General features: G+C 37.2%; 17 protein-coding genes and 1 pseudogene. All 18 read left to right on the plus strand.

Annotated features, from left to right (window positions below; translation table 11 throughout):
• Nucleotides 1-8 precede the first annotated feature (8 nt).
• The 18 genes and pseudogenes from FJA49_RS17235 to FJA49_RS17320 all read left to right on the plus strand — a co-directional run bounded on the left by FJA49_RS17235 (nt 9) and on the right by FJA49_RS17320 (nt 21,732).
• A complete protein-coding gene (locus tag FJA49_RS17235) occupies nt 9-1,265 on the plus strand; it encodes an efflux RND transporter periplasmic adaptor subunit (protein WP_140002539.1) in 1,257 nt (418 codons plus the stop codon).
• Between the two features lie 18 nt (nt 1,266-1,283).
• Entirely contained in the window at nt 1,284-3,272 is a 1,989-nt protein-coding gene (locus FJA49_RS17240; RefSeq protein ID WP_140002541.1) for a heavy metal translocating P-type ATPase, read from the plus strand.
• A gap of 903 nt (nt 3,273-4,175) precedes the next feature.
• Nucleotides 4,176-4,478 (plus strand): annotated as a pseudogene (locus FJA49_RS17245) (DUF3347 domain-containing protein); the annotation flags it as partial.
• Nucleotides 4,479-4,777: 299 nt separating this feature from the next.
• Nucleotides 4,778-5,149 (plus strand): hypothetical protein, encoded by a 372-nt coding sequence (locus FJA49_RS17250; RefSeq protein ID WP_140002546.1) that lies wholly within the window; start codon nt 4,778-4,780, stop codon nt 5,147-5,149.
• Nucleotides 5,150-5,298: 149 nt separating this feature from the next.
• Nucleotides 5,299-6,150: a DUF3347 domain-containing protein gene (locus FJA49_RS17255; protein ID WP_140002549.1), complete on the plus strand. Its 852-nt coding sequence runs from the start codon at nt 5,299-5,301 to the stop codon at nt 6,148-6,150.
• 15 nt (nt 6,151-6,165) lie between these two features.
• Nucleotides 6,166-7,236 carry a hypothetical protein gene (locus tag FJA49_RS17260; protein WP_140002551.1) on the plus strand — a complete coding sequence of 357 codons (1,071 nt, stop codon included), beginning with the start codon at nt 6,166-6,168 and terminating at the stop codon, nt 7,234-7,236.
• 135 nt (nt 7,237-7,371) lie between these two features.
• Nucleotides 7,372-8,064, plus strand: coding sequence for a DUF3347 domain-containing protein (locus FJA49_RS17265; protein WP_140002554.1), 693 nt, complete (start codon nt 7,372-7,374; stop codon nt 8,062-8,064).
• Nucleotides 8,065-8,310: 246 nt separating this feature from the next.
• Nucleotides 8,311-8,823: a DUF3347 domain-containing protein gene (locus FJA49_RS17270; RefSeq protein ID WP_140002556.1), complete on the plus strand. Its 513-nt coding sequence runs from the start codon at nt 8,311-8,313 to the stop codon at nt 8,821-8,823.
• A 1-nt stretch (nt 8,824) separates the two neighbouring features.
• Nucleotides 8,825-9,295, plus strand: a complete 471-nt coding sequence (locus FJA49_RS17275) for a heme-binding domain-containing protein (protein WP_140002558.1) — start codon at nt 8,825-8,827, stop codon at nt 9,293-9,295.
• 4 nt (nt 9,296-9,299) lie between these two features.
• Nucleotides 9,300-10,610 (plus strand): efflux RND transporter permease subunit, encoded by a 1,311-nt coding sequence (locus FJA49_RS18635; RefSeq protein ID WP_140002560.1) that lies wholly within the window; start codon nt 9,300-9,302, stop codon nt 10,608-10,610.
• Entirely contained in the window at nt 10,597-12,531 is a 1,935-nt protein-coding gene (locus FJA49_RS18640) for an efflux RND transporter permease subunit (RefSeq protein WP_140002562.1), read from the plus strand. Before FJA49_RS18635 ends, FJA49_RS18640 begins: the two co-directional genes overlap by 14 nt.
• The gene (locus FJA49_RS17290; protein ID WP_233590215.1) at nt 12,515-13,765 is read left to right on the plus strand and encodes a TolC family protein; all 1,251 of its coding nucleotides are present in this window, start codon (nt 12,515-12,517) and stop codon (nt 13,763-13,765) included. The genes FJA49_RS18640 and FJA49_RS17290 overlap by 17 nt, the downstream gene beginning before the upstream one ends.
• On the plus strand, nt 13,743-15,083 hold the full coding sequence (locus FJA49_RS17295; RefSeq protein WP_140002563.1) for an efflux RND transporter periplasmic adaptor subunit: 1,341 nt from the start codon (nt 13,743-13,745) through the stop codon (nt 15,081-15,083). The genes FJA49_RS17290 and FJA49_RS17295 overlap by 23 nt, the downstream gene beginning before the upstream one ends.
• Before the next feature lie 3 nt (nt 15,084-15,086).
• Nucleotides 15,087-16,301 carry an efflux RND transporter periplasmic adaptor subunit gene (locus FJA49_RS17300; protein ID WP_140002566.1) on the plus strand — a complete coding sequence of 405 codons (1,215 nt, stop codon included), beginning with the start codon at nt 15,087-15,089 and terminating at the stop codon, nt 16,299-16,301.
• Nucleotides 16,302-16,319: 18 nt separating this feature from the next.
• Complete coding sequence (locus tag FJA49_RS17305; protein WP_140002568.1) at nt 16,320-16,859, plus strand: DUF3347 domain-containing protein; 540 nt, start codon at nt 16,320-16,322, stop codon at nt 16,857-16,859.
• A 179-nt stretch (nt 16,860-17,038) separates the two neighbouring features.
• A complete protein-coding gene (locus FJA49_RS17310) occupies nt 17,039-19,576 on the plus strand; it encodes a heavy metal translocating P-type ATPase (protein ID WP_140002570.1) in 2,538 nt (845 codons plus the stop codon).
• Between the two features lie 27 nt (nt 19,577-19,603).
• A complete protein-coding gene (locus tag FJA49_RS17315; protein WP_140002573.1) occupies nt 19,604-20,848 on the plus strand; it encodes a hypothetical protein in 1,245 nt (414 codons plus the stop codon).
• A gap of 11 nt (nt 20,849-20,859) precedes the next feature.
• The gene (locus FJA49_RS17320; RefSeq protein WP_140002575.1) at nt 20,860-21,732 is read left to right on the plus strand and encodes a DUF2911 domain-containing protein; all 873 of its coding nucleotides are present in this window, start codon (nt 20,860-20,862) and stop codon (nt 21,730-21,732) included.
• Nucleotides 21,733-21,786 lie beyond the last annotated feature (54 nt).

Consider the following 21,786-nt stretch of genomic DNA (forward strand, 5'->3'; position numbering starts at 1 on the left):
TCACAAATATGAAATCTTTAAAAATAAAATATAAAAATTGTTTTTTGCTTTTTGCCCTTTGTCTATTTCTTATTTCCTGCGGTAATAAAGAAAATAAACCTCAAGAAGAAGAAGAAAAAATAGTAAAAGAAGAAGCAGAACCAATAATTGCTTCGCTCACAGCGGAACAAATAAAAACGGTCGATATCCAATATGGAATAATTGAGCAAAAGCAATTAACGGCAATACTAAAAGCCAATGGAGTATTACGCGCACCTAACAATAACAAAGCAAATGCAACCTCGTTGTATGGTGGCGTTATTAAAACCATCAACGTGCAATTGGGTGATTATGTAAAAAAAGGACAAGTAATTGCCACTATTGCCAATCCGCAATTCATACAATTGCAAGAAGAATATTTGAGTACTGCCAGTAAAATAATCTTTGCAGAGCAAGAAGTAGCAAGGCAAAAAGAACTGAATGAGGGTAATGCAGGAGCACTGAAAAATTACCAAAGTGCCAATGCAGAACTAAAATCACTGAGAACTCGCAGAGCCTCTTTACAACAGCAAATTCAAATGATGGGCATAAACCCAAATAGTTTAAGCAACAGCACTTTGCGTTCGGCATTGTCGGTTACAAGTCCGATTAGCGGTACTATAACCAATATATTTGCGAAAATAGGAAGTTATGTTGATGTCTCTTCACCAGTTGCCGAAATTGTGGATAACTCACAATTACGTTTGGATTTGAATGTATTTGAGAAAGATTTACCGATGCTCAAAGTCGGAAAAAATATTCATTTCAGAATTACCAATAATTCAGGCGAAGACTATAATGCAAAAATATATTCAATAGGTGCTTCTTTTGAAAACGATAGTAAGTCAATCCCTGTTCACGCAACAATTCAAGGCAATAAATCGGGGCTAATTGATGGAATGAATATAACCGCAATTGTGAGTTTAAATGATATTACTACAAATGCAGTCCCTAATGATGCCATTGTGAGTGCAGATGGCAAAGACTATATTTTTGTTGTTACCAATAAACAAGCCGAAGAAGAAAAACCAGAAGAAGGAGAAGACAAAAAAGAACCGGAAACAAAAGGTAAAGTAGAAGAGGTAAAAAATACCAATTTTGAAAAATTTGAAGTGATAAAAGGCGTTTCTAATATGGGCTATACTGCAATCACACTGGTAAAAGACATTCCGTCAAATGTCAAAATTGTAACTAAAGGAGCATTTTTTGTAAATGCAAAATTGACAAACAAAGGAGAAGAAGAATAATCACTAATAATACTGAAAATGACGCACCAACATATATACGATGAACAAGGCAAACAGCTTTGTTGCACATTAGAACAAAAAATAAACCAAAAGACAGAAGACTATTCAGAAGATGATGGTCATGAATACGACCACTCAGAAAATAGTGAAAGCAAATTTAGAATGTTCTTACCAGCCATCATTAGCTTAGTTTTATTGCTTATTGCTATTGGTTTTGATAATTATTACGAACAAGCTTGGTTCAAAGGTTGGATACGCATTGCGTGGTATATTGTTGCTTATGTTCCAGTGGGTTTACCGGTTTTAAAAGAAGCATTTGAAAACATAGGAAAAGGCGTGATATTTTCTGAGTTTTTATTAATGGGTATTGCTACAATTGGAGCATTTGCAATCGGACAATTTCCCGAAGGCGTTGCTGTAATGTTATTTTATGCCATTGGTGAAATTTTTCAAAAATTGGCAGTACAAAGAGCTAAATCCAATATCAAATTATTGTTAGACCAAAGACCAGATGAAGTAACGATTTTAGAAAATAATGCTACCAAAACCATAAAAGCCAAAAGAGCAAAAATCGGTAATATTATACAACTCAAAGCAGGAGAAAAATTAGGTTTAGATGGCGTATTACTATCAAAAGTAGCATCTTTTAATACGGCGGCGTTAACAGGAGAAAGCAAACCTGATACCAAGCAAAAAGGCGAACCTGTTCTTGCCGGAATGATTAACCTTAATGCAGTTGTTCAAGTTGAAGTAACTACAGCTTATACAGATAGCAAGTTGTCAAAAATCTTGGAAATGGTACAGGAGGCAACCGCCAAAAAAGCACCAACGGAACTGTTTATTCGAAAATTTGCCAAAATATATACACCTATAGTTGTGTTTTTAGCAATAGGAATATGTGTATTACCGATGCTTTTTGTAGAAAACTACGTTTTCAACGATTGGCTATATAGAGCATTAGTTTTCTTGGTTATTTCCTGTCCTTGTGCGTTAGTAATTTCAATTCCGTTAGGATATTTTGGCGGAATTGGTGCAGCAAGTAAAAACGGAATTCTGGTCAAAGGATCCAATTTTCTCGATATAATGGCATCTATACAAGTAGTCGTTATGGATAAAACAGGAACGCTAACTAAAGGCGTTTTCAAAGTTCAAAAAGTAATGGCCATTGGTGTTTCCGAAGCAGATTTAGTAAAATATACTGCGGCACTCGAAACCAAATCCACACACCCTGTTGGAACGGCTATTATCGAATATGCAAAAGGGTCAGAAAAAAACACAAATGTAACCGAAGTAGAAGAAATTGCAGGTCACGGACTAAAAGGAAAGGTGGACGGAAACGAAATCTTGGCAGGAAATGTAAAACTGATGAAGCAATTCAAAATTAGTTACGATGCTGGAATTGATGATACACCATTTACAATCATCGTTATTGCTATTAATCAAAAATATGCAGGATACTTTCTAATTGCTGATGAAATCAAAGAAGACGCAAAACAAGCTATCGAAAGTTTACATAAAATAAATGTAAAAACAGTAATGCTTTCAGGCGACAAACAAGCCGTTGTTAATGCTGTTGCCAAAGAATTAAATATCGATCAGGCTTTTGGTGATTTGTTACCCGAAAACAAAGTCGAAAAAGTAGAGGAGCTAAAATCACAAAATCTAAAATTAGCCTTCGTAGGTGATGGCGTAAACGATGCGCCGGTAGTTGCCCTTGCTGATGCCGGAATTGCAATGGGTGGTTTGGGAAGCGATGCTACCATTGAAACTGCTGATATCGTAATTCAAAACGACCAACCTCATAAAATTTTCACAGCTATAAACATTGGTAGAAAAACAAAACAGATTGTTTTTCAAAACATTAGCTTGGCATTTGCAGTAAAAGCAATTGTATTAGTGCTTGGCGCAGGAGGTTTAGCCACTATGTGGGAAGCTGTTTTCGCTGATGTAGGTGTCGCTTTGTTGGCGATTTTGAATGCAGTTAGAATACAACGAATGAAGTTTTAGAGTTTGTTATTGTCTAATCTTAAAAAATGAGACTTGTTGTAAAAGACAAGCCTCATTTTTATATTTAAAAATAGTTATATCTTTTCAAAAACAATAAACTTCTTTCCGCCGAAGAACGATAACAATAACCTTTAGTCAATCTGTAAAAAATGTGTTATTGTCATTTGTTTAAAGTTAGACTTAGTAGTGTCTTCATAAAAATCAGAATAATGTTTTTAATATTTATTTTGTTAAAATTAAAAATATTCTAACTAATTTTGACATTATTATTCCTTTCATATGAATAGATTTTACATGATACTAATTGTTATACTTGGCTTATTCCTAATGCCAACAATGACTTTTGCTTGTGAAAAAATTGTGGTAAAGCATTCTTGCACAAAAGAAACTTCTAAAACTCAGAAGGATGACTGCTGTTGCAAAACGAATCATTCAAAAAATAACAATCACGATGGCTGCGGAGGAAAATGCGGGCATTCTATGTGTGGCTGCGGCTCAATATGTAATGGAGAAATCACTTTTTTAAATGAACTGCAATTCAAAAGCAATTCGCTTAATTTTTATTCTGAAAAGCAAAAATTTTATAATTCAGAAACCTTTATTTCTTTCGGTTTCCATTCTCTTTGGCTTATACCTAAAATAGGCTAAATTTTACTTTTGACAGCCATTAGTGTGTCAAAATTAAAGCATATTCTGCTTACAATTATTTTATTTTCCCGTTAATTCAATGACAAAAACAGGGCTTTGTCATGCCGTCTTTTTTTGTCATTGTTTAACAAATCTTATTTAAAAAAATCCAAAATGAAATCATTAATAAATATAACGATAGCAATACTGCTATTGTTATCAGTTGGGATATCCAATGCCTAAACTAAAGAGCAACTCAAACCGGTTTTCGATAATTACTTTTTATTAAAAGATGCATTGGTAAAAGCAGATGGTACAGCTGCTACCTCAGCATCAAAAGAATTATCGACCGCAATATCTTCTGCTAAAATGAAAATGCTAAAAACAGATGAACATATGATCTGGATGAAAGTATCTAAAGATTTAACTGCTGAGGCAAAAAATATTTCAGAGACGCAGGATATTAAAAGTAGCAAGAATTTTTCAATCCAGTTCACAAGAAACAAAAAAGCTTGTAAATCATTACTTTTACAAGTTTTTTTCGATTCAAATATGTATTTTGCTAAGTTCTTAAAATGATAATTCTCTATATATTAACAAATTAAATGTCAGAATTTCAACAGGCTATTAAATTAAAATTCCATGATAAATACTACTGGAATGTAAAGCGATAAATTCTCAATTTGTTGAGATTTATGTATAAACGAGATATTATATACCGATGACATTGCTAAACAGTTGCAATTATCAGTTACGTAAGAGGACATGCACTACCTAAATTATGATTCTGCACTACTTTAGTAGGAGCAAAAAATATAACATTTAATTATTAAAAATTGGATTTAAATAATTATCTTTGCTTTATATTTTTACTTCTCATGAAAAGATTTTACATCATATTAATTGTTACCCTTGGCCTCTTGTTAGTGCCAACGGCAACTTTTGCATGTGGAAATCTTTCAAAGAAAGCTTCCTGTACTAAGGAAACTTCTAAAACCCATAATGAGGATTGCTGCTCAGAGGAAGGCGGTCATTCCAAAAAGGAAAATCATCATGGCTGCGGTCATAAATGTGGACATGCCTCATGCGGCTGTGCTTCAATTTGCACCGGAGGAATCACTTTCTTAAACCAGCTTGAATTCAAAAACATTACTTTCAGTTTTTTTTCTAAAAAACAAAAATTCCACAATTCAGAAACCTCAATTTTATCTGGTTTCTATTCTATCTGGCTTATCCCTAAAATAAGCTAAATACCTTTTTTGACAGCCATAAGTGTGTCAAAAAAGGAAGCCTATCTGCTTCATTTTTTTATTTTTCGCTTTTTGTAGAATAATGGTCTATACACCTTGTATATACAATTATTTCTCAAAAGCAACATTCACTTCAAATACATTTTAAAATGAAATCAATTAAACAAGGATTGATGGCAATTACACTATTGCTGTCAGTCATAGTGTATGGCGCACCTATAAAAAATGCTAAAACCGTAAATACAAAAATTTATGGTAATTGTCTAATGTGCAAAGCTGCTATTGAAAAAGCAGGAAACATCAAAAATATCGCTTCGGTAAACTGGAATGAAAACACCAAAATAGCGGCTATTACCTATGATGAGAAAAAAACAAATCTGGATGAAGTCCTCAAAAGAATTGCCTTAGCAGGATATGACAGTGACCAATTTTTAGCTCCTGGTGACGCCTATGCAAAACTTCCACAATGCTGCCAATATGAAAGAACAAATATGGCGGCCCCATTAAAGAAATCAGAAATGGATATGGGTAAAATGAATCATTCACAGCATGCAGCCGCAGTTCCTGCTGATGCACAAGAGAACAGTCCATTTATAGCAATTTTCGACAGCTACTTTGATGTAAAAGATGCTTTGGTGAAAACGGATGCTAAAACTGCCGCATTGAAATCTAAAGATCTCCTTACTGCAATCAATGCTGTTAAAATGGAGACCCTAAAGCCAAAAGAACATACTGCATGGATGAATGCAATGAAAAGTTTAGCTGCAGATGCAAAAAATATTTCTGAAAACCAAGATGTTAAAAAACAAAGGGAATCCTTTAAAAGCTTGTCTAAAAACACTTACGATCTTATAAAAACTACCGATCAGCCACAACCGATTTATTATAATCATTGTCCAATGGTTGATGCAAATTGGCTGAGCAAAGAAAGCGGTATCAAGAATCCGTATTACGGTTCGCAGATGTTAAGCTGTGGATCAACTATAGAAATAATCAAATAATCCCAAATCAGAAAAATGAAAAATATAATTACAGGTACTTCAATCCTTGGGGTATTAATCTCAGGAGCCCTATCGCTGTCTTCTTGCAGTAAAACAGACGATATGAATATGTCCGATCCTAATCTGAATATAAACTATCCTGCCGCTTATGTGGTCAATGGTCAGGACGGCACAATTTCAGTAATAAAATTGGCAACTAATGAAGTTACAGAGACTATCAGCCTTATGGGAGCCGGTACTGATATGATCATGTGGCCACATCACATTTCTTTACATTCTAATCACCTGGCGATTGGTGTACCCGGAATGGACTTCTCTGCCGGCCATACTGCAAGCATGGAAGGAATGACTGGTAAACTCCTGGTAATTGATGCCGCTAATGGAATAACTGTAAAAAACATGAGCCTGCCAATGATGAACCATAATACGATATACAGTCCAAATGGTTCAGAAATCTGGGTGCCGCAAATGGACATGAATGGAAAAGTTTTGGTTTATGATGCCTTAACATATGCATTGAAAAACACTATAGCGGTAGGTATGATGCCTGCTGAGCTTACCTTTTCTTCTGACGGTACTAAGGCCTATGTCGCTAACGGGGATGACAATACTGTGTCAGTTATAAATACCGCAACCAAACAAGTTACAGCAACTGTTGCTGTTGGGGACAACCCTGTTGGCGCCTGGACAGGAAGTGATGCCAGAATGTATGTTGACAATGAAGACGGGCAATCTATCTCGGTAATCAATGTGGCAACCGATGCTGTAGACCAAACCATTGATTTAGGATTTATGCCTGGAATAGCGTCTTACAATGGAAATAAGAAAGAACTGTGGGTTAGCGATCCTGCCAATGCAAAAGTTCATTACTGGACCTGGGACCAGACAATGATGATGTGGATGCATGGAGGTGTGTTTACTACTGGTGCCGGTGCACATGCAATAACATTTACAGCAGATGGAAATACAGCCTATGTGACTAATCAGACAGCCAATACGGTCTCTGTAGTCAATGTATCAAACCATACTGTCTCTAAAACGATTAATGTAGGTAGAAAACCCAACGGATTGGTGCTGAAAATATAAATCTGATATAAAGGCATTTAAAAGGCCAAAATAGAGATTGAATTTTGCAGAATCAAAAAAAGAATAATTCTTATAACACTCAAACAAAGGAATGTTGGACAAAACAACATTCATTAGAGATAAAAACTAAAAAAAATGAAAAAATTAATTTTCTCAACCCTTGTAATGGCAATTTTACTTACAGCTTGTAATTTAAAAAACAAAGAAACTACAGCTCCTGAAGCTGCTTCTGGGACAGCTCAGAATGATTCACAATTGTATGCCTGTTCCATGCATCCTGAAGTTACAGGAAAAAAAGGGGACAAATGTTCCAAATGTGGAATGGAATTAACCGAGCCGGTAAAGGAAACCACTGAAAAAAGTGCAGAAGAAAATGCAACCCAAACTGCTCAAGGAACATTTTCTATAAACGAAATCGTGAGTAATTATCTGACTCTGAAAAATGCATTAACGAAAGATGATACAAAAGGAGCTGCAGATGCCGGAAAGGCATTATATGCGATTTTTAACGGTGTAAATCCCAATTCGATAGATGCGAAATTAAAAGCAGAATATCTTGATATTGCTGATGATGCCAAAGAACACGCACAACATATTGGAGCTAACGGTGGAAATATTGAACACCAGAGAGAGCATTTTGCCATGTTAAGTAAAGACATGAATGATCTCATAAAATCTTTCAAATCAGAACAAAAATTGTATCAGGATTTTTGTCCTATGTATGATGGCGGGAAAGGAGCTATTTGGATAAGCGAAACCAAGGAGATCAAAAACCCATATCAAGGAAAAAAAATGTTAACCTGTGGTTCAATGAAAAAAGAACTATAGTACAACTAAGTACTAATAAATTTATCGGGCTGTTTACATAATATCCACTCAATATTCTGGTGATTACTGATGTTCCTAATTTATTGAAATGTGAGATGTATCTATTTTTTTAGACTACGCCGTGAGATACTCTTTGCTGAATATTCACTTATTTCCCATGCGTATATTGTGTAAACAGGTCAATAGATATTTATAAAAAAAAATCAATAGTAACCTGTTTTTTAAACAATTTAAAATATAATTAAAATGAAAAATACAATTCTTTCAGCCGTATTAATGGTATGCGTAATGGTTTCTGGTAATGCGCAAAGCAAAAAAACAGAAGCAAAATTTTCAACTGAGCAAATTGTTGCAAATTATTTAGCGTTAAAAAATGCCCTTGCCAAAGATGACAGCAACGGAGCTGCTAAAGCTGGAAATGCACTGTATGCGACTTTCAAAAGCGTAAATGTAAAATCGATAAATCCAAAATCTAAAGCTGCGTATCTTGATATAGCTGATGATGCCAAAGAGCATGCAGAACATATTGGTTCTAACGGTGGAAATATTGAACACCAAAGAGAGCACTTTGCCCTACTGAGTAAAGACATAAATGATTTGATTAAAACTTTTGGAGCTTCAAAAACACTATATCAGGATTCTTGCCCTATGTATGATGCTGGAAAAGGAGCTATCTGGATTAGTGAAACAAAAGAGATAAAAAACCCTTATTATGGTTCTAAAATGCTTACCTGCGGTTCAATGAAAAAACAATTGTAAAATGAAACGATTCATCAGAAAGATTCTTTTTATTGGGTTAATTATTTTTCTACTGATGCAATTGTATCAGCCTGCCCGCAATTCCGATTACGGGCAGGTTTTACCAATTCATATTTCGAGAGTCTATCCCATTCCCAAAAATGTACAAACGATTCTTCAGACTTCATGTTATGATTGTCACAGTAACAACACACAATATCCATGGTACTCCTACATACAGCCGGCACGTACTTTCATGGAGGGACACATCAAGGAAGGAAAAGAAAATTTGAATTTTAGCCAGTGGGGAAACTATTCCAAAAGAAAGCAGGAGAATAAATTAGACCGAATTTTAAAGCAGATAAAAGCGAACGAAATGCCATTGCCTTCTTACACCTTGATCCATAAAAATGCGGTATTGACAGCTGTTCAAAAAGAAAAGCTTATAAGCTGGATTGAAAAAGTAAGTGATAGTCTTTCAAAAATAAATTAAACCTATGGTACACAAATTAATAGAATGGTCCCTGCGTAACCGATTCATCGTATTACTATTATCAGCAGGAATATTTGTTTGGGGTATTATCTCTATTCAAAAAAATCCTATTGATGCAATTCCCGATTTATCTGAAAATCAGGTAATCGTTTTTACAGAATGGATGGGACGTGCTCCACAGCTCGTTGAAGACCAGATCACCTATCCCTTGGTTACCAACCTTCAGGGTTTGCCCAAAATTAAATATGTAAGGGCTGCTTCTATGTTTGGCATGAGTTTTATCTATGTCATTTTTGAAGATGATGTCGATGTATACTGGGCAAGATCAAGAGTATTGGAAAGGCTCAGTACCATCAGTAGTACCTTGCCCAAAGGAGTTGCCCCGCAATTAGGCCCCGATGGAACGGGGGTTGGTCACATACTCTGGTATACTCTGGAGGCACCCGGTATTGACCTTGGCGAACAAAGGGCACTACAGGACTGGTACGTCAAGTTTGCTTTGCAAAATGTTCCCGGAGTAAGTGAAATCGCCTCTTTCGGGGGATTTCAAAAAGAATACCAGGTTACCATTGATCCAAACAAACTGCTATATTATAAGCTGTCTGTCCCGGAGGTCATAAGCGCTGTACGTGCCAATAATAATGAAAGCGGCGGAAGAAAATTTGACATGAGTGATATTGGCTATATCATTAAGACATCCGGTTATCTAAAATCCATCAAAGAGATTGAGGACATTCCACTGAAAAATCAAAATGGTATTCCTATAAAAGTCAGCGATATAGGAACTGTTCAGATGAGCGGAGAAACCCGATTGGGGATCTTTGATCATAATGGCACAGGCGAAGTCGTTGGGGGCATAGTCGTGATGCGTTATGGTGAAAACGCAGATGCTGTGATTGATAATGTTAAAGAAAAGATGAAGGAAGTTGCTAAAGGGCTTCCAAAAGGCGTAAAATTTAATATTGTGTATGACCGAGGACATCTGATTAAAGAATCTATTGATTCGGTTAAGCGCACCTTAATTGAAGAGATGCTTGTGGTGTCGCTTATCGTTATTATTTTTCTTTTTCACTGGCGTAGTGCACTAAGTATTATCATCCAGATACCAATTACAATTGCAGCAAGTTTCATACTGCTCAATGCCTTTGACATATCCTCCAATATCATGTCACTTACCGGTATAGCACTTGCCATTGGAGTAATAGTTGATAACGGTATTATTATGAGTGAAAATGCCTACCAGCATCTCTCACAACGGTATGCACAATGGGAATCTGAACAAAAAAATGAAACAAACTCCGATGAAAAGAATTAAAAATATATTTCGCAAAAAACCACAGTGGATATCCGAAGAGGAAAGACTCAAAATAATTGAGAAAAGCAGTAAGCAGGTTTCTCGCGGCGTCTTCTTTGCCACTGTTATTATAATTACTTCTTTCCTGCCTGTGTTTATGCTTACAGGACAGGAAGGGAAGCTATTCCATCCCTTAGCCTATACAAAAACATTCATACTGATTGTAGATGCTCTATTGGTGCTGACATTAGCTCCGGTACTGATCTCTTTTTTCATGAAAGGGAAATTCCGTCCAACCGATGCACATCCGGTAAATCGTTTTTTGGAGAGAGGCTATGAGCCAATCATACGCTGGGTTCTGAAATGGCGAAAAACAACCCTGACCGTTAACATATTGGCATTGTTGATTTCTATCCCGCTATTGATGAGGCTCGGAACGGAGTTCATGCCTCCATTGGACGAGCAGAGTATTTTATTTATGCCTGTTACCCTCCCTGATGTATCTAATGGGGAAATCAAACGTATTTTGCAGGTACAGGATAAAATAATTAAATCGGTTCCCGAAGTCGAAAGTGTTTTAGGCAAAGCCGGGCGGGCTAACACAGCTACGGATAATTCGCCAATGAGCATGATTGAGACCATTATCATGCTAAAACCAAAATCAGAGTGGCGTGAAGGAATAGATAAAAAAGACATTATTAAGGAACTCGATACCAAACTGCAGATACCTGGTGTAGTAAATGGGTGGACACAGCCTATTATCAACCGTATCAATATGCTCGCTACAGGAATTCGTACCGACGTGGGTATTAAAGTCTACGGACAGAACCTTGATACCATTGCGCGGGTATCAGAAAGAGTAAAAATGGCCTTGGAAGGAACCCCCGGTGTGTCTGATTTATTTGTGGACCCTATTACTGGGGGTAAATACCTTGATGTTGATGTCAATCGTTCGGAACTAGCCCGTTATGGATTAACAGTAGATGATGTAAACCAAACAGTGGAATTTGCTTTAGGTGGTGCATCCATTGGAAATACGGTTGAAGGACGAAGACGATTTTCAATAAGCGTTCGTATGGCACAGGACTATAGAAACAGCGTGGAACGCATTAAACGCATTCCCTTGCAGTCTCCAACCTTTGGAGAAGTGCCCCTGTCTTCTGTTGCCGATATTAAATTCGTAGATGGCCCTCCAATGATTAGTTCAGAAAATGCGCTCCTTCGCGGGGCAGTCATGTTCAACATACGTGATCGTGATATGGGAGGAACCGTACAGGAAGCCATGAAAAAATTGGAAAGTGCCAAAAACATACTTCCTGAAGGGTACTTTATAGAATGGAGCGGACAATATGAGAACCTGATCAGCGGAGAAAAGACCCTTAAGATCATTGCACCGATAGTATTGCTTATTATTTTCTTCTCCCTCTATTTTGCCTTTAATTCCCTTAGAGAAGCCTTCTTAAGTCTTATAACAGTGCCTTTTGCTTTGATTGGAGGTGCCTATATAATTTTTTTCTGGGATGTCAATCTATCAGTGGCAGTAGCTGTAGGTTTTATAGCCTTGTTTGGTATTGCCGTGGAAACCGGAATTGTGATGGTTATCTATCTCAATGATGCCATGGAGCAGCTTATCAAGGCCAAAGGAAACTCAAGAGAAACCATTACCAAAGAGGATCTCAGGGAGTATGTGGTACACGGTGCCGCAAAGAGATTACGCCCAAAACTAATGACCGTCTGTGTCTCATTATTTGGATTAGTGCCTGTCCTTTGGTCCAATGGTGTTGGAATGGATGTAATGAAACCAATTGTATTGCCTATGATTGGCGGCGTATTTACCTCTGCCGTACATATCTTATTAGTAACCCCACTTATTTTCCTAATGTCTAAAGAATATGAATTACGAAAATATGGAAAACTTGAAGTACATGATGTCAAACATTAAAATACTGGCAGTACTATTGCTTTTACTGCCATTACAGCTATTGAGCCAGACCAAACAGGTCTTGTCTCTTGATACAATCCTTCAAAGGATTGATAAAAAAAACGTGCTCCTCCAAAGCTATAGCCTAAAGGCAGAAGGGTACAAATATAGTGCTGATGCCGCAACAGCATGGATGGCACCAATGGTGGGTGTTGGAACTTTTATGACTCCTTATCCTTTTCAGGAAGTTATGGATGACCGTGACAAAGGATCTTTAATGTTCAGAGTGGAACAAGATATCCCTAATGTAGGAAAGCTAAACAAGAAGAAAAAATTTATCCAGTCCCAAGGCAACATTGAAAACGCTACGCGGACAGTTACCCTTAACGATTATAAAGCGCAGGCAAAGCAGCTATACTACAGCTGGATGGTAGCCGAAGAGCGAATGAAAGTTTTGGATCAGAACGAAAAGATAATGCTGACCATGAAAAAGATTGAGGAAGTTCGCTATCCTTACAACCAGTCGCAGTTGGGTAATGTATACAAGATCGACGCAAGGATTGAAGAAAACAAAAATATGATCCGCATGCAGGAAGGTGAAATCGCAAAAGCAAGAGCATGGCTCAACAGCTTGATGAACCAGCCTGGCAATGCTGATTTTTCAATTGACACAAGTATTATTCCTGTCTTCAACCCAGCTTTGCACGACACCACAAGTCTTGCTGCTGTGCGAGGAGATATTAAAAAGATGGATGCGGGAATTGAATCGATGCAACTCAGTATTCAGGCGATGAAAGCAGAGAAAAATCCCTCTTTTAAAATCCAGTTTGACCATATGAATTCTTTTGATAAAATGATGCCCAAAGCCTATTCGGTAATGGCAATGATGTCTATTCCTATTGCTCCTTGGTCATCAAAAATGTATAAATCAGATGTAAAAGCAATGCAATATAATGTACAGGCAATGGAGAAAGAGAAATCCGCCATGCTGCAGGAAACCCAGGGTATGTTATATGGTATGCAATATGAAATACTGACCATGCAAAAAAGGATTCAGGGACTTGAAGCAAAAATAATCCCTTCCATGCAAAAGTCCTTGGATGTAAACTTTCTGAACTATCAGGAAAATAAACTGCAGATTCCTGTAGTAATTGACTCCTGGGAAGCTTTAAATATGCTGCAGAATAACTTATTAGATGAAAAATTAAAACTATATCAAATGATTGTCGATTATGAAAAAGAACTCTATCGCTAAGTTAGTCGGATTGTTATTCGTTTCGATATTATTATTGACAGCCTGTAACAAGAAAACCGAGCATAACAGTAAGCCAGCACATCAGCATAGTACAAATCAGGAATATACTTGTCCGATGCATCCCGAAGTTATCCAGGATAAGCCTGGCAGCTGCCCAATTTGCGGGATGGAATTGGTTCCAAGACATACCCCAGGTACGGAAACTGCCATAGACAGTAGCCTAAACCACCTGCTAAAACCAGTTAACGAACAAGTCGTTTCAAATATATCTGTCATAAAACCTGACGAGGGCACTAAAATATTCTCCATGCAGGTACAGGGTATTATTACCTACGATACCCGTGACCAGACCAGCATTTCCAGCAGGGTAAGCGGAAGAATTGAGCGTCTGCTGATTAAGTACAATTACCAGCCTGTAAAAAAAGGACAGTTGATCATGGAAATCTATTCCCCTGATCTGGCTGCCGCGCAAAGAGAATTGTTGTTTATTTATCAATCTGATGCAAATAATCCGATACTTCAAAAAGCAAAAGACAGACTGTCTCTGCTGGGTATGCAGCAGGGGCAAATTCAACAGGTATTAAAAACAGGTAAAATCTCCTATCGCATTCCTGTTTACAGTAATGCCACCGGGTATATCTTAGATAACACTGCGGAAGGAAATGCTTCTACAGCAGCTCCTGCGGCTTCGCCTCAAAGCGCACCGTCAGATGACGGTATGGGCGCAATGGGCTCAAGTAGTAGTGCAGCATCAAATAGCAGCGCATCTGCCCCTGCGTCCTCTGCTATCATGATAAGAGAAGGACAATATATTGGTGCAGGACAATCGCTTTTTACAATCTATACCAACAAAAACCTTATCGCCGAATTTGCTTTTGATCCATCGGCATCATCCCAGATTAAAAAAGGGCAAAAATTGGTATTTTATGAACCCTCAGATAAGCAAACCGTATATACGGGCACTATCGGACTCATTCAACCCGTCTTTAAAGAGGGAAGCAACTTTACCATAGCACGGATTTATTTGCAGGATAATAAATTTCAGACCGGGAAATTAGTAACTGCAGCCATTCCGATTGTCAGTAAAGGCTGGTGGCTTCCGCAAAGTGCAGTTCTTAATTTAGGAAATAAATCCATCGTTTTCAAAAAAGAGCAGGATGTGTTTGTTCCCAGAGAAGTTAAAACGAAAAATAATACTGATGGAATGGTGCTAATTGACCAAGACATCAGTGATTGGAATATTGCCAGTAATGCGGCCTATATGATAGACAGTGAGAGTTTTATCAAGACAGCTTCAAAAAATAAATTAAAAAATTAAGCCATGAACAATAAAATATTAATTCGTACTATTTTGCTCATTGCAATGGTTTTTCCACTTCTATTTGCAGCATGCGCCCAAAAAGAAGAAAAAAAAGTCAGTCAGGAAAAAGCTCAAACCTATACCTGTCCCATGCATCCGCAAATTGTAAAAGATGGCCCCGGCTCATGCCCAATCTGCGGAATGGATTTAGTGCCCTTCGAAAAAAACAACGCACAGGACTTTCTAACCTTGGGACCCAGCCAGCAAGCACTAGCCAATCTGACTACAATAACTGCTGGGGAAAATGAATTTTCAAATTCTTCCCCTCTCAACGGTCGTTTGGTTACTGATCCTGAGCAAACTATTTACATCTCAAGTCGCGTGGCAGGAAGGATTGAAGAGTTGTATGTAAAAGAAACGGGGGTTCCGATTCGAAAAGGTCAGCCTTTATACAGAATATATTCAGAGCAGCTTTCAGCCCTTCAGCAGGAGTACCTCCTTGCCACAGCACAGGCTGCAAGCTTTGCTGAGGATAAACGTTTTGCCCAAATAAAGAATGCTGCAAAACAAAAACTGCTATTGTATGGGCAGTCAGAAGCCCAGCTTAGTGAATTATTCAAAAAACAAAAAGCATCGCCTTATGTTGTTTATTACGCGCCAAATTCAGGAATAGTTGCAGAACTTTCCATAACAGAAGGCCAATATGTTGCAGAAGGAGGTTCTATTATTAAACTAGAAGATTACAATCGTTTATGGGTCGAAGCTGATGTCTATCCGGCAGATGCCGGTAAAATTAAAACAGGTCAAAAAGTAAAAGTCATAGTCTCAGGCTATGAAGATCAGCCCCAAACAATGAGGGTAGATTTTATAAATCCTGCCCTGCAGACAAGTAAGCAGATAATACAGCTGCGCGGTACTATTGCGAATCCAAACAATCAATGGCAGGCAGGTCAGCAGGCAATTGTTTTACTGCCTTCATCAGGACAGAAAATGAAATTGACCCTACCTGTGGATGCCGTAATCAGAGACGGTAGCGGTACACATGTGTGGATTGAAATTGAAAAAGGAAAATATCAGCCTAGAATGGTTGCTATTGGTTCTGAAACCTTCGATGAAGTCGAAATTACCAGCGGTTTAAAAAAAGGAGACATCGTCGTTGCATCTGGCGCCTATCTCTTGTACAGTGAATTTATATTAAAGAAAGGCAAAAACCCAATGTCAGGAATGAAAATGTAATAATCAATCACACAGACAATGAAAAAATTAATCAAAATCGGAATTCCAATAGCCTCACTCTTCCTGCTTATTGCGTGCGGTAACGGTGAAAACAAAAAGAAAGAGGTCCAGCAGAATAATAAAACTTCTGTCCCAATTTTAAAGAATCCCGCAATCAGGATAAATGATGATATTTTGAACGCAATATACAGCCAATATGCCCATTTAACAGTAGCCCTTGCCAATGATAATATCGCGGAAGCAAAACTGGCGGCCAATGCGATTGAAGCGGGAGCACGGGAAATCAGCAGCGACAGAAATCTTGCAGCAAGTGCCGCAGAAATCGTTTCAGCTCCCGATATCGATAAGCAGCGAGCTGCTTATTCTAAACTGAGTAATGAAATGGTTCTCTTGCTAAAAAAAGCAGGAATGGCTGAGGCTGAGCTATACGTGGAATATTGTCCAATGGCTTTTGACAATAAAGGGGCTGTATGGATTAGCGCTACCAAAGAAGTACGCAATCCTTACTTTGGAGAAAAAATGCTCAAGTGCGGTGAGGTGAAAGAAATAATAAAATAATTAGAATCTAAGATTGAAGGGTTTTTCTAATTATTTTTTAGTGTTAAACAATTGGTTAAAAAAGCTGATGAACAAACAAGCCTATTGAAACAAGCTTAAAATGCAGATTGGCTTCAAAAAAATCACTAACTTTCTATATATTAAAGAAATAACGCATCGAAACTATAAAAAATAACCTTATGACACACACCTATACAATATTGGGAATGACTTGCGATGGATGTCGTACAAAAGTAGAAAAAACGTTAAATGCTTTGGGGGGAATAAAGGCAAAGGTCACTTTAGATCCTCCATTAGCAACTATTACAATGGAAGAACATATTGCGACCGAAGAGCTCCAAGAAGCATTGACTGCTGTTGGAAAGTACTCCATTGAAATGACTCACACGACTCATTCGCATGAAAAAAAATCGGAGAAATCATGCTGTAGCACTGCTAAGGATCATGGCCACAAACATGATGATAAAACGACAGCCGTGCCTCATAATGATGCGGGTGGGAAATATTATTGCCCGATGCATTGTGAAGTTGATAAAATGTATGATAAAGCAGGAGATTGCCCTGTATGCGGAATGCATTTGGTACAAGAACCAGCTACTGCCCAGGTTCAGCAGTATACATGTCCAATGCATCCGGAAGTAATAACCGATTCGCCAGGTTCATGTCCGATTTGCGGAATGGATCTGGTGCCACTGGAGCCAAGTGAAAGCGAAGACCAAAGAATTTATAAGGATTTGGTTAAGAAAATGAAAATAGCGGTAGTATTTACTGTTCCTATTTTCGCTATAGCTATGATAGAAATGGCACACAACAATCCTCTGCTACAATTAATGGATGCCTCTAAATGGAACTGGATACAACTTATTTTATCTCTTCCTGTTGTCTTTTATGCCTGTTGGATATTTTTTGTGCGAGCATGGAAATCAATAATTACATGGAACTTAAATATGTTTACCCTTATCGGAATTGGTACAGGAGTGGCATTTTTATTTAGTTTGGCAGGAATGTTTTTCCCAGATGTTTTCCCAGATGAATTTAAGACCGAACACGGAACAGTACTGCTATACTTTGAGGCCACAACGGTAATTCTAACTTTGGTTTTGTTAGGACAATTACTTGAGGCAAGAGCACATAGCCAAACCAGTGGTGCTATAAAAGAATTATTAAAATTGGCACCTACCCAAGCTACTTTGGTAATTGATGGCAGTGATAAAATAATCTCAATCCATGATATCAAAAAAGGTGATTTACTACGTGTAAAACCCGGAGATAAAATTCCTGTAGATGGGAAGATAACTGATGGTGAAAGCACAGTAGATGAATCGATGATTACCGGCGAGCCGATTCCTGTAGATAAAAAAAATGGCGATATGGTGTCTTCAGGGACTATAAACGGAAACAAATCCTTTATTATGATTGCCGAAAAAGTTGGTTCGGAAACCTTGCTTTCGCAAATTATACAAATGGTTAATAATGCAAGTCGTTCCAGAGCACCAATTCAGAAACTAGCTGATAGTATCGCTAAATATTTTGTGCCTACTGTTGTTATTTTGTCGATTCTTACCTTTTTCATTTGGGCAAAATTTGGTCCGGAACCAGCTATGGTTTACGGATTTATTAATGCTATTGCAGTATTAATAATTGCCTGTCCTTGTGCATTAGGTTTAGCAACGCCCATGTCTGTAATGGTAGGAGTTGGAAAAGGCGCCCAATTGGGAATTCTGATAAAAAATGCCGAAGCTTTGGAAAAAATGGACAAAGTAAATGTTCTGATTACTGATAAAACAGGAACAATTACTGAAGGGAAACCTTCGGTAGAAAAAATTGTAGCACTGCAATATTCAGAAGATGAACTGCTGCAATACATAGCGTCTTTAAATCAGTACAGTGAGCATCCTTTGGCAGAAGCCGTAGTGAAATTTGCAAAAGCTAAAAATGTTTCTTTAACAAAAGTCGATGATTTTGAAAACATTGCAGGCAAAGGAGTTATTGGAACTGCTATTGATAAAAAGGTTGCATTAGGGAATAAAAAATTAATGGAGCAAGTAAGCGCAGCTATTTCTGCCGCAATTGAAGAGAAAATTATTGCTGAACAAAAATTAGGAAAAACAGTTTCTTATATCGCAGTAGATAAAAACGTAGTGGGATTTGTAACGATAACCGATGCTATAAAAGAAACCAGTGCTGCTGCTATAAAAGAATTAATGCGTCAAGGAGTTGAAGTAATCATGCTTACGGGAGATAATGTAAATACTGCCAAAGCCGTTGCCGACGAGTTGCATTTAACCTCTTTTCAGGCAGGTTGCTTACCAGAAGATAAATTAAAAGTAATAGAGAAACTACAAGCTGAAGGAAAAGTAGTTGCTATGGCCGGAGATGGTATAAACGATGCGCCAGCTTTGGCACAATCGGACATTGGGATTGCGATGGGAACAGGAACAGATGTTGCGATAGAAAGTGCCAAGATTACTTTGGTAAAAGGAGATTTACAAGGAATTGTAAAAGCAAAAAATTTGAGCCACGCTGTAATGAGCAACATCAAGCAAAACCTATTCTTTGCTTTTATATATAATGTCTTAGGTGTACCAGTTGCTGCGGGAGTCCTATATCCGTTTTTCGGAATATTACTTTCTCCAATGATTGCTGCCTTGGCAATGAGTTTTAGTTCGGTATCTGTTATTGTCAATGCATTGCGATTGAGAAGTTTAAAGCTCTAAGGAATAAGTAATTTACTATACAAACAAATGACCAATCTAGTACAAATTATTCTGCAGTATAAAAACGATAACGAAAGTGTCTACAATACCTGGTTTATAGATAACAACCAACGGTTAAAGGCATTTCGGACTATAAGACGCGGCGTTTTACAAGTTATTGAGGATATTAAAAACAAAACCTTTCCTAATGATTTTAAAGAAAGCAGCTTAGAATTTGTTCTGAATTGCATTGCCGAACAGAAACAAGTCTTTGCAGGGGTTTCCCACCCGTTTTATTGGAAACCCAAATTACGTATTCCTGATATCTATGAAAATCAAAACAATAAACTGGCTTTCGGCCAGTTCCTTGAAAATTGTATCAATGCCAAGTCTGAAGAACAGGTTGTAAAAGAAATCATAAAACTCGATGAATTAAAAATTAAAGGATTAGGACCTGCGGTTGCCAGTATTTTATATTTCATACACCCAACCTGGTTCCCGCCATTCAACACCGCTATTCTCAATGGATTTAATTTTCTTTTTAAAGACAAAAAAAAACTGGGAAGCTGGACAGAATATCTTAAAATAAGAGAAACTTTGATAGAAACTAACACTTTGCATAAATCTCAGCTCTCAAATGATTTGGGTGCCATTGCAGGGTTGTTTTTTGAAATTGGAACTCAGAAAATGCTGATCGGTAACGATGAATATTTAAGCGAGGCAGAACGTTCAAGATTCGAAAAAAACGTACACAAGCGTCAAAAAGAAATACTCGAAGAAAAACTGGAGGAAAATCTGCATAGTGAGATGCAATACCACCTGTTAAAAATAGGTGTTTCTCTCGGTTTCGATGTTACCCCGGCAAGCAATGATAAAAACAAATCGTTTAATGGACAAAATTTCTCCTTTATTTCACTGGAAAAATTCCCTGAGTTGCCTACCGACAAGGACACTCAAAATACCATCAAGCTTATTGATGTGCTCTGGTTCGAAAAAAGCACAAACAAAATTATAGGAGCCTTTGAAGTAGAAAAGAGCACTAGTATCTACTCCGGTATACTGCGCTTGTCTGACTTATACTTTAGTATCTCAAGCGGCCGGGAAGTTTTTTATATTATTATTCCAAATCACAGGGAAAGGGATGTAGTGCTTCAGCTAAACAGACCTGTTATAAAAAACTCAAAAATGAATATAAAATATATCCTGTTTTCTGAATTAAGAGCTAATTGTGATGCTATCTGCAAATTTGGAACCGACCATTCAATAATGGAAAAAATATCAATATCAATTTAAAATTTAAAACTATGAAAAAAATAATTCTACTAAGCTTCATTATTATACAATCGTTATCAATTTCTGCACAGGAAAAAGTTCAAATTAAGCTTACTCCTGCAAGTCCTTCAGCCTCATTTCAACAAGAAATTGGAAGCACAACAATAAAAATGGCCTATAGTAGACCATTAGTAAGAGGACGAAAAATATTTGGCGAATTAGTGCCCTATGGCAAACTCTGGCGAACAGGTGCCAGCGATTGTACGACCATAAGTACTAATGAAGATATCGCTTTTGGAAATACTATTTTAAAAGCAGGAACCTACTCTATATTTTCAATTCCATCAGAGAATGAATGGACTATCATTGTAAATAGTGATGTCACTTTACATGGCGAAACTGGCTATGATGAGAAAAAAGACGTAATGCGTTTTACCGTTCCCGCAGAAAAAATGAGTAGCTTCTACGAAACTTTTACCATTGAGTTAAATGATATTAATAGTAAAGGAGAAGGATTCCTTAAAATAGAATGGGAAAATACTATGGTTAAAATACCAATGAAAAACAAAGCTGACAAAGAAATTTTAGCCCTAATTGACAAATATATTATTAAAGAGAAAAGCCAGAATGCTACTTTATTGTTTCAGGCAGCAAATTATTATTCATCCACAGGCAGAGCAAATAACCAAGTAATATCCTGGTTAGTTCAGGCGGAAAAATTGGATCCTGAAAATTTTTATTATCCGACTTTAAGACAGAAAATCTCTGTAGAGCTGAAGGATTATCCCGATGCCATTGAGGCTGCAAAAAAAGCCCTTGCAATTGCAGAACAGAAAAAAATGAAAGGCACGGAAAAATTAAAAAACCAACTTGAAGAGTTACAATTATTACTTAAAAGCAAATAAATATTAAGCTATTACAATATCACTTTGAAAAATACAAGCGCAGAAAAAATACCT

Source organism: Flavobacterium microcysteis, assembly GCF_006385255.1.
GTDB classification, from domain to species: domain Bacteria; phylum Bacteroidota; class Bacteroidia; order Flavobacteriales; family Flavobacteriaceae; genus Flavobacterium; species Flavobacterium microcysteis.

Coding starts and splice junctions, on each gene's coding strand:
- FJA49_RS17235 (WP_140002539.1), top strand. CDS start 9: ATGAAATCTTTAAAAATAAAATATAAAAATTGTTTTTTGCTTTTTGCC.
- FJA49_RS17240 (WP_140002541.1), top strand. CDS start 1,284: ATGACGCACCAACATATATACGATGAACAAGGCAAACAGCTTTGTTGC.
- FJA49_RS17250 (WP_140002546.1), top strand. CDS start 4,778: ATGAAAAGATTTTACATCATATTAATTGTTACCCTTGGCCTCTTGTTA.
- FJA49_RS17255 (WP_140002549.1), top strand. CDS start 5,299: ATGAAATCAATTAAACAAGGATTGATGGCAATTACACTATTGCTGTCA.
- FJA49_RS17260 (WP_140002551.1), top strand. CDS start 6,166: ATGAAAAATATAATTACAGGTACTTCAATCCTTGGGGTATTAATCTCA.
- FJA49_RS17265 (WP_140002554.1), top strand. CDS start 7,372: ATGAAAAAATTAATTTTCTCAACCCTTGTAATGGCAATTTTACTTACA.
- FJA49_RS17270 (WP_140002556.1), top strand. CDS start 8,311: ATGAAAAATACAATTCTTTCAGCCGTATTAATGGTATGCGTAATGGTT.
- FJA49_RS17275 (WP_140002558.1), top strand. CDS start 8,825: ATGAAACGATTCATCAGAAAGATTCTTTTTATTGGGTTAATTATTTTT.
- FJA49_RS18635 (WP_140002560.1), top strand. CDS start 9,300: ATGGTACACAAATTAATAGAATGGTCCCTGCGTAACCGATTCATCGTA.
- FJA49_RS18640 (WP_140002562.1), top strand. CDS start 10,597: ATGAAAAGAATTAAAAATATATTTCGCAAAAAACCACAGTGGATATCC.
- FJA49_RS17290 (WP_233590215.1), top strand. CDS start 12,515: ATGATGTCAAACATTAAAATACTGGCAGTACTATTGCTTTTACTGCCA.
- FJA49_RS17295 (WP_140002563.1), top strand. CDS start 13,743: ATGAAAAAGAACTCTATCGCTAAGTTAGTCGGATTGTTATTCGTTTCG.
- FJA49_RS17300 (WP_140002566.1), top strand. CDS start 15,087: ATGAACAATAAAATATTAATTCGTACTATTTTGCTCATTGCAATGGTT.
- FJA49_RS17305 (WP_140002568.1), top strand. CDS start 16,320: ATGAAAAAATTAATCAAAATCGGAATTCCAATAGCCTCACTCTTCCTG.
- FJA49_RS17310 (WP_140002570.1), top strand. CDS start 17,039: ATGACACACACCTATACAATATTGGGAATGACTTGCGATGGATGTCGT.
- FJA49_RS17315 (WP_140002573.1), top strand. CDS start 19,604: ATGACCAATCTAGTACAAATTATTCTGCAGTATAAAAACGATAACGAA.
- FJA49_RS17320 (WP_140002575.1), top strand. CDS start 20,860: ATGAAAAAAATAATTCTACTAAGCTTCATTATTATACAATCGTTATCA.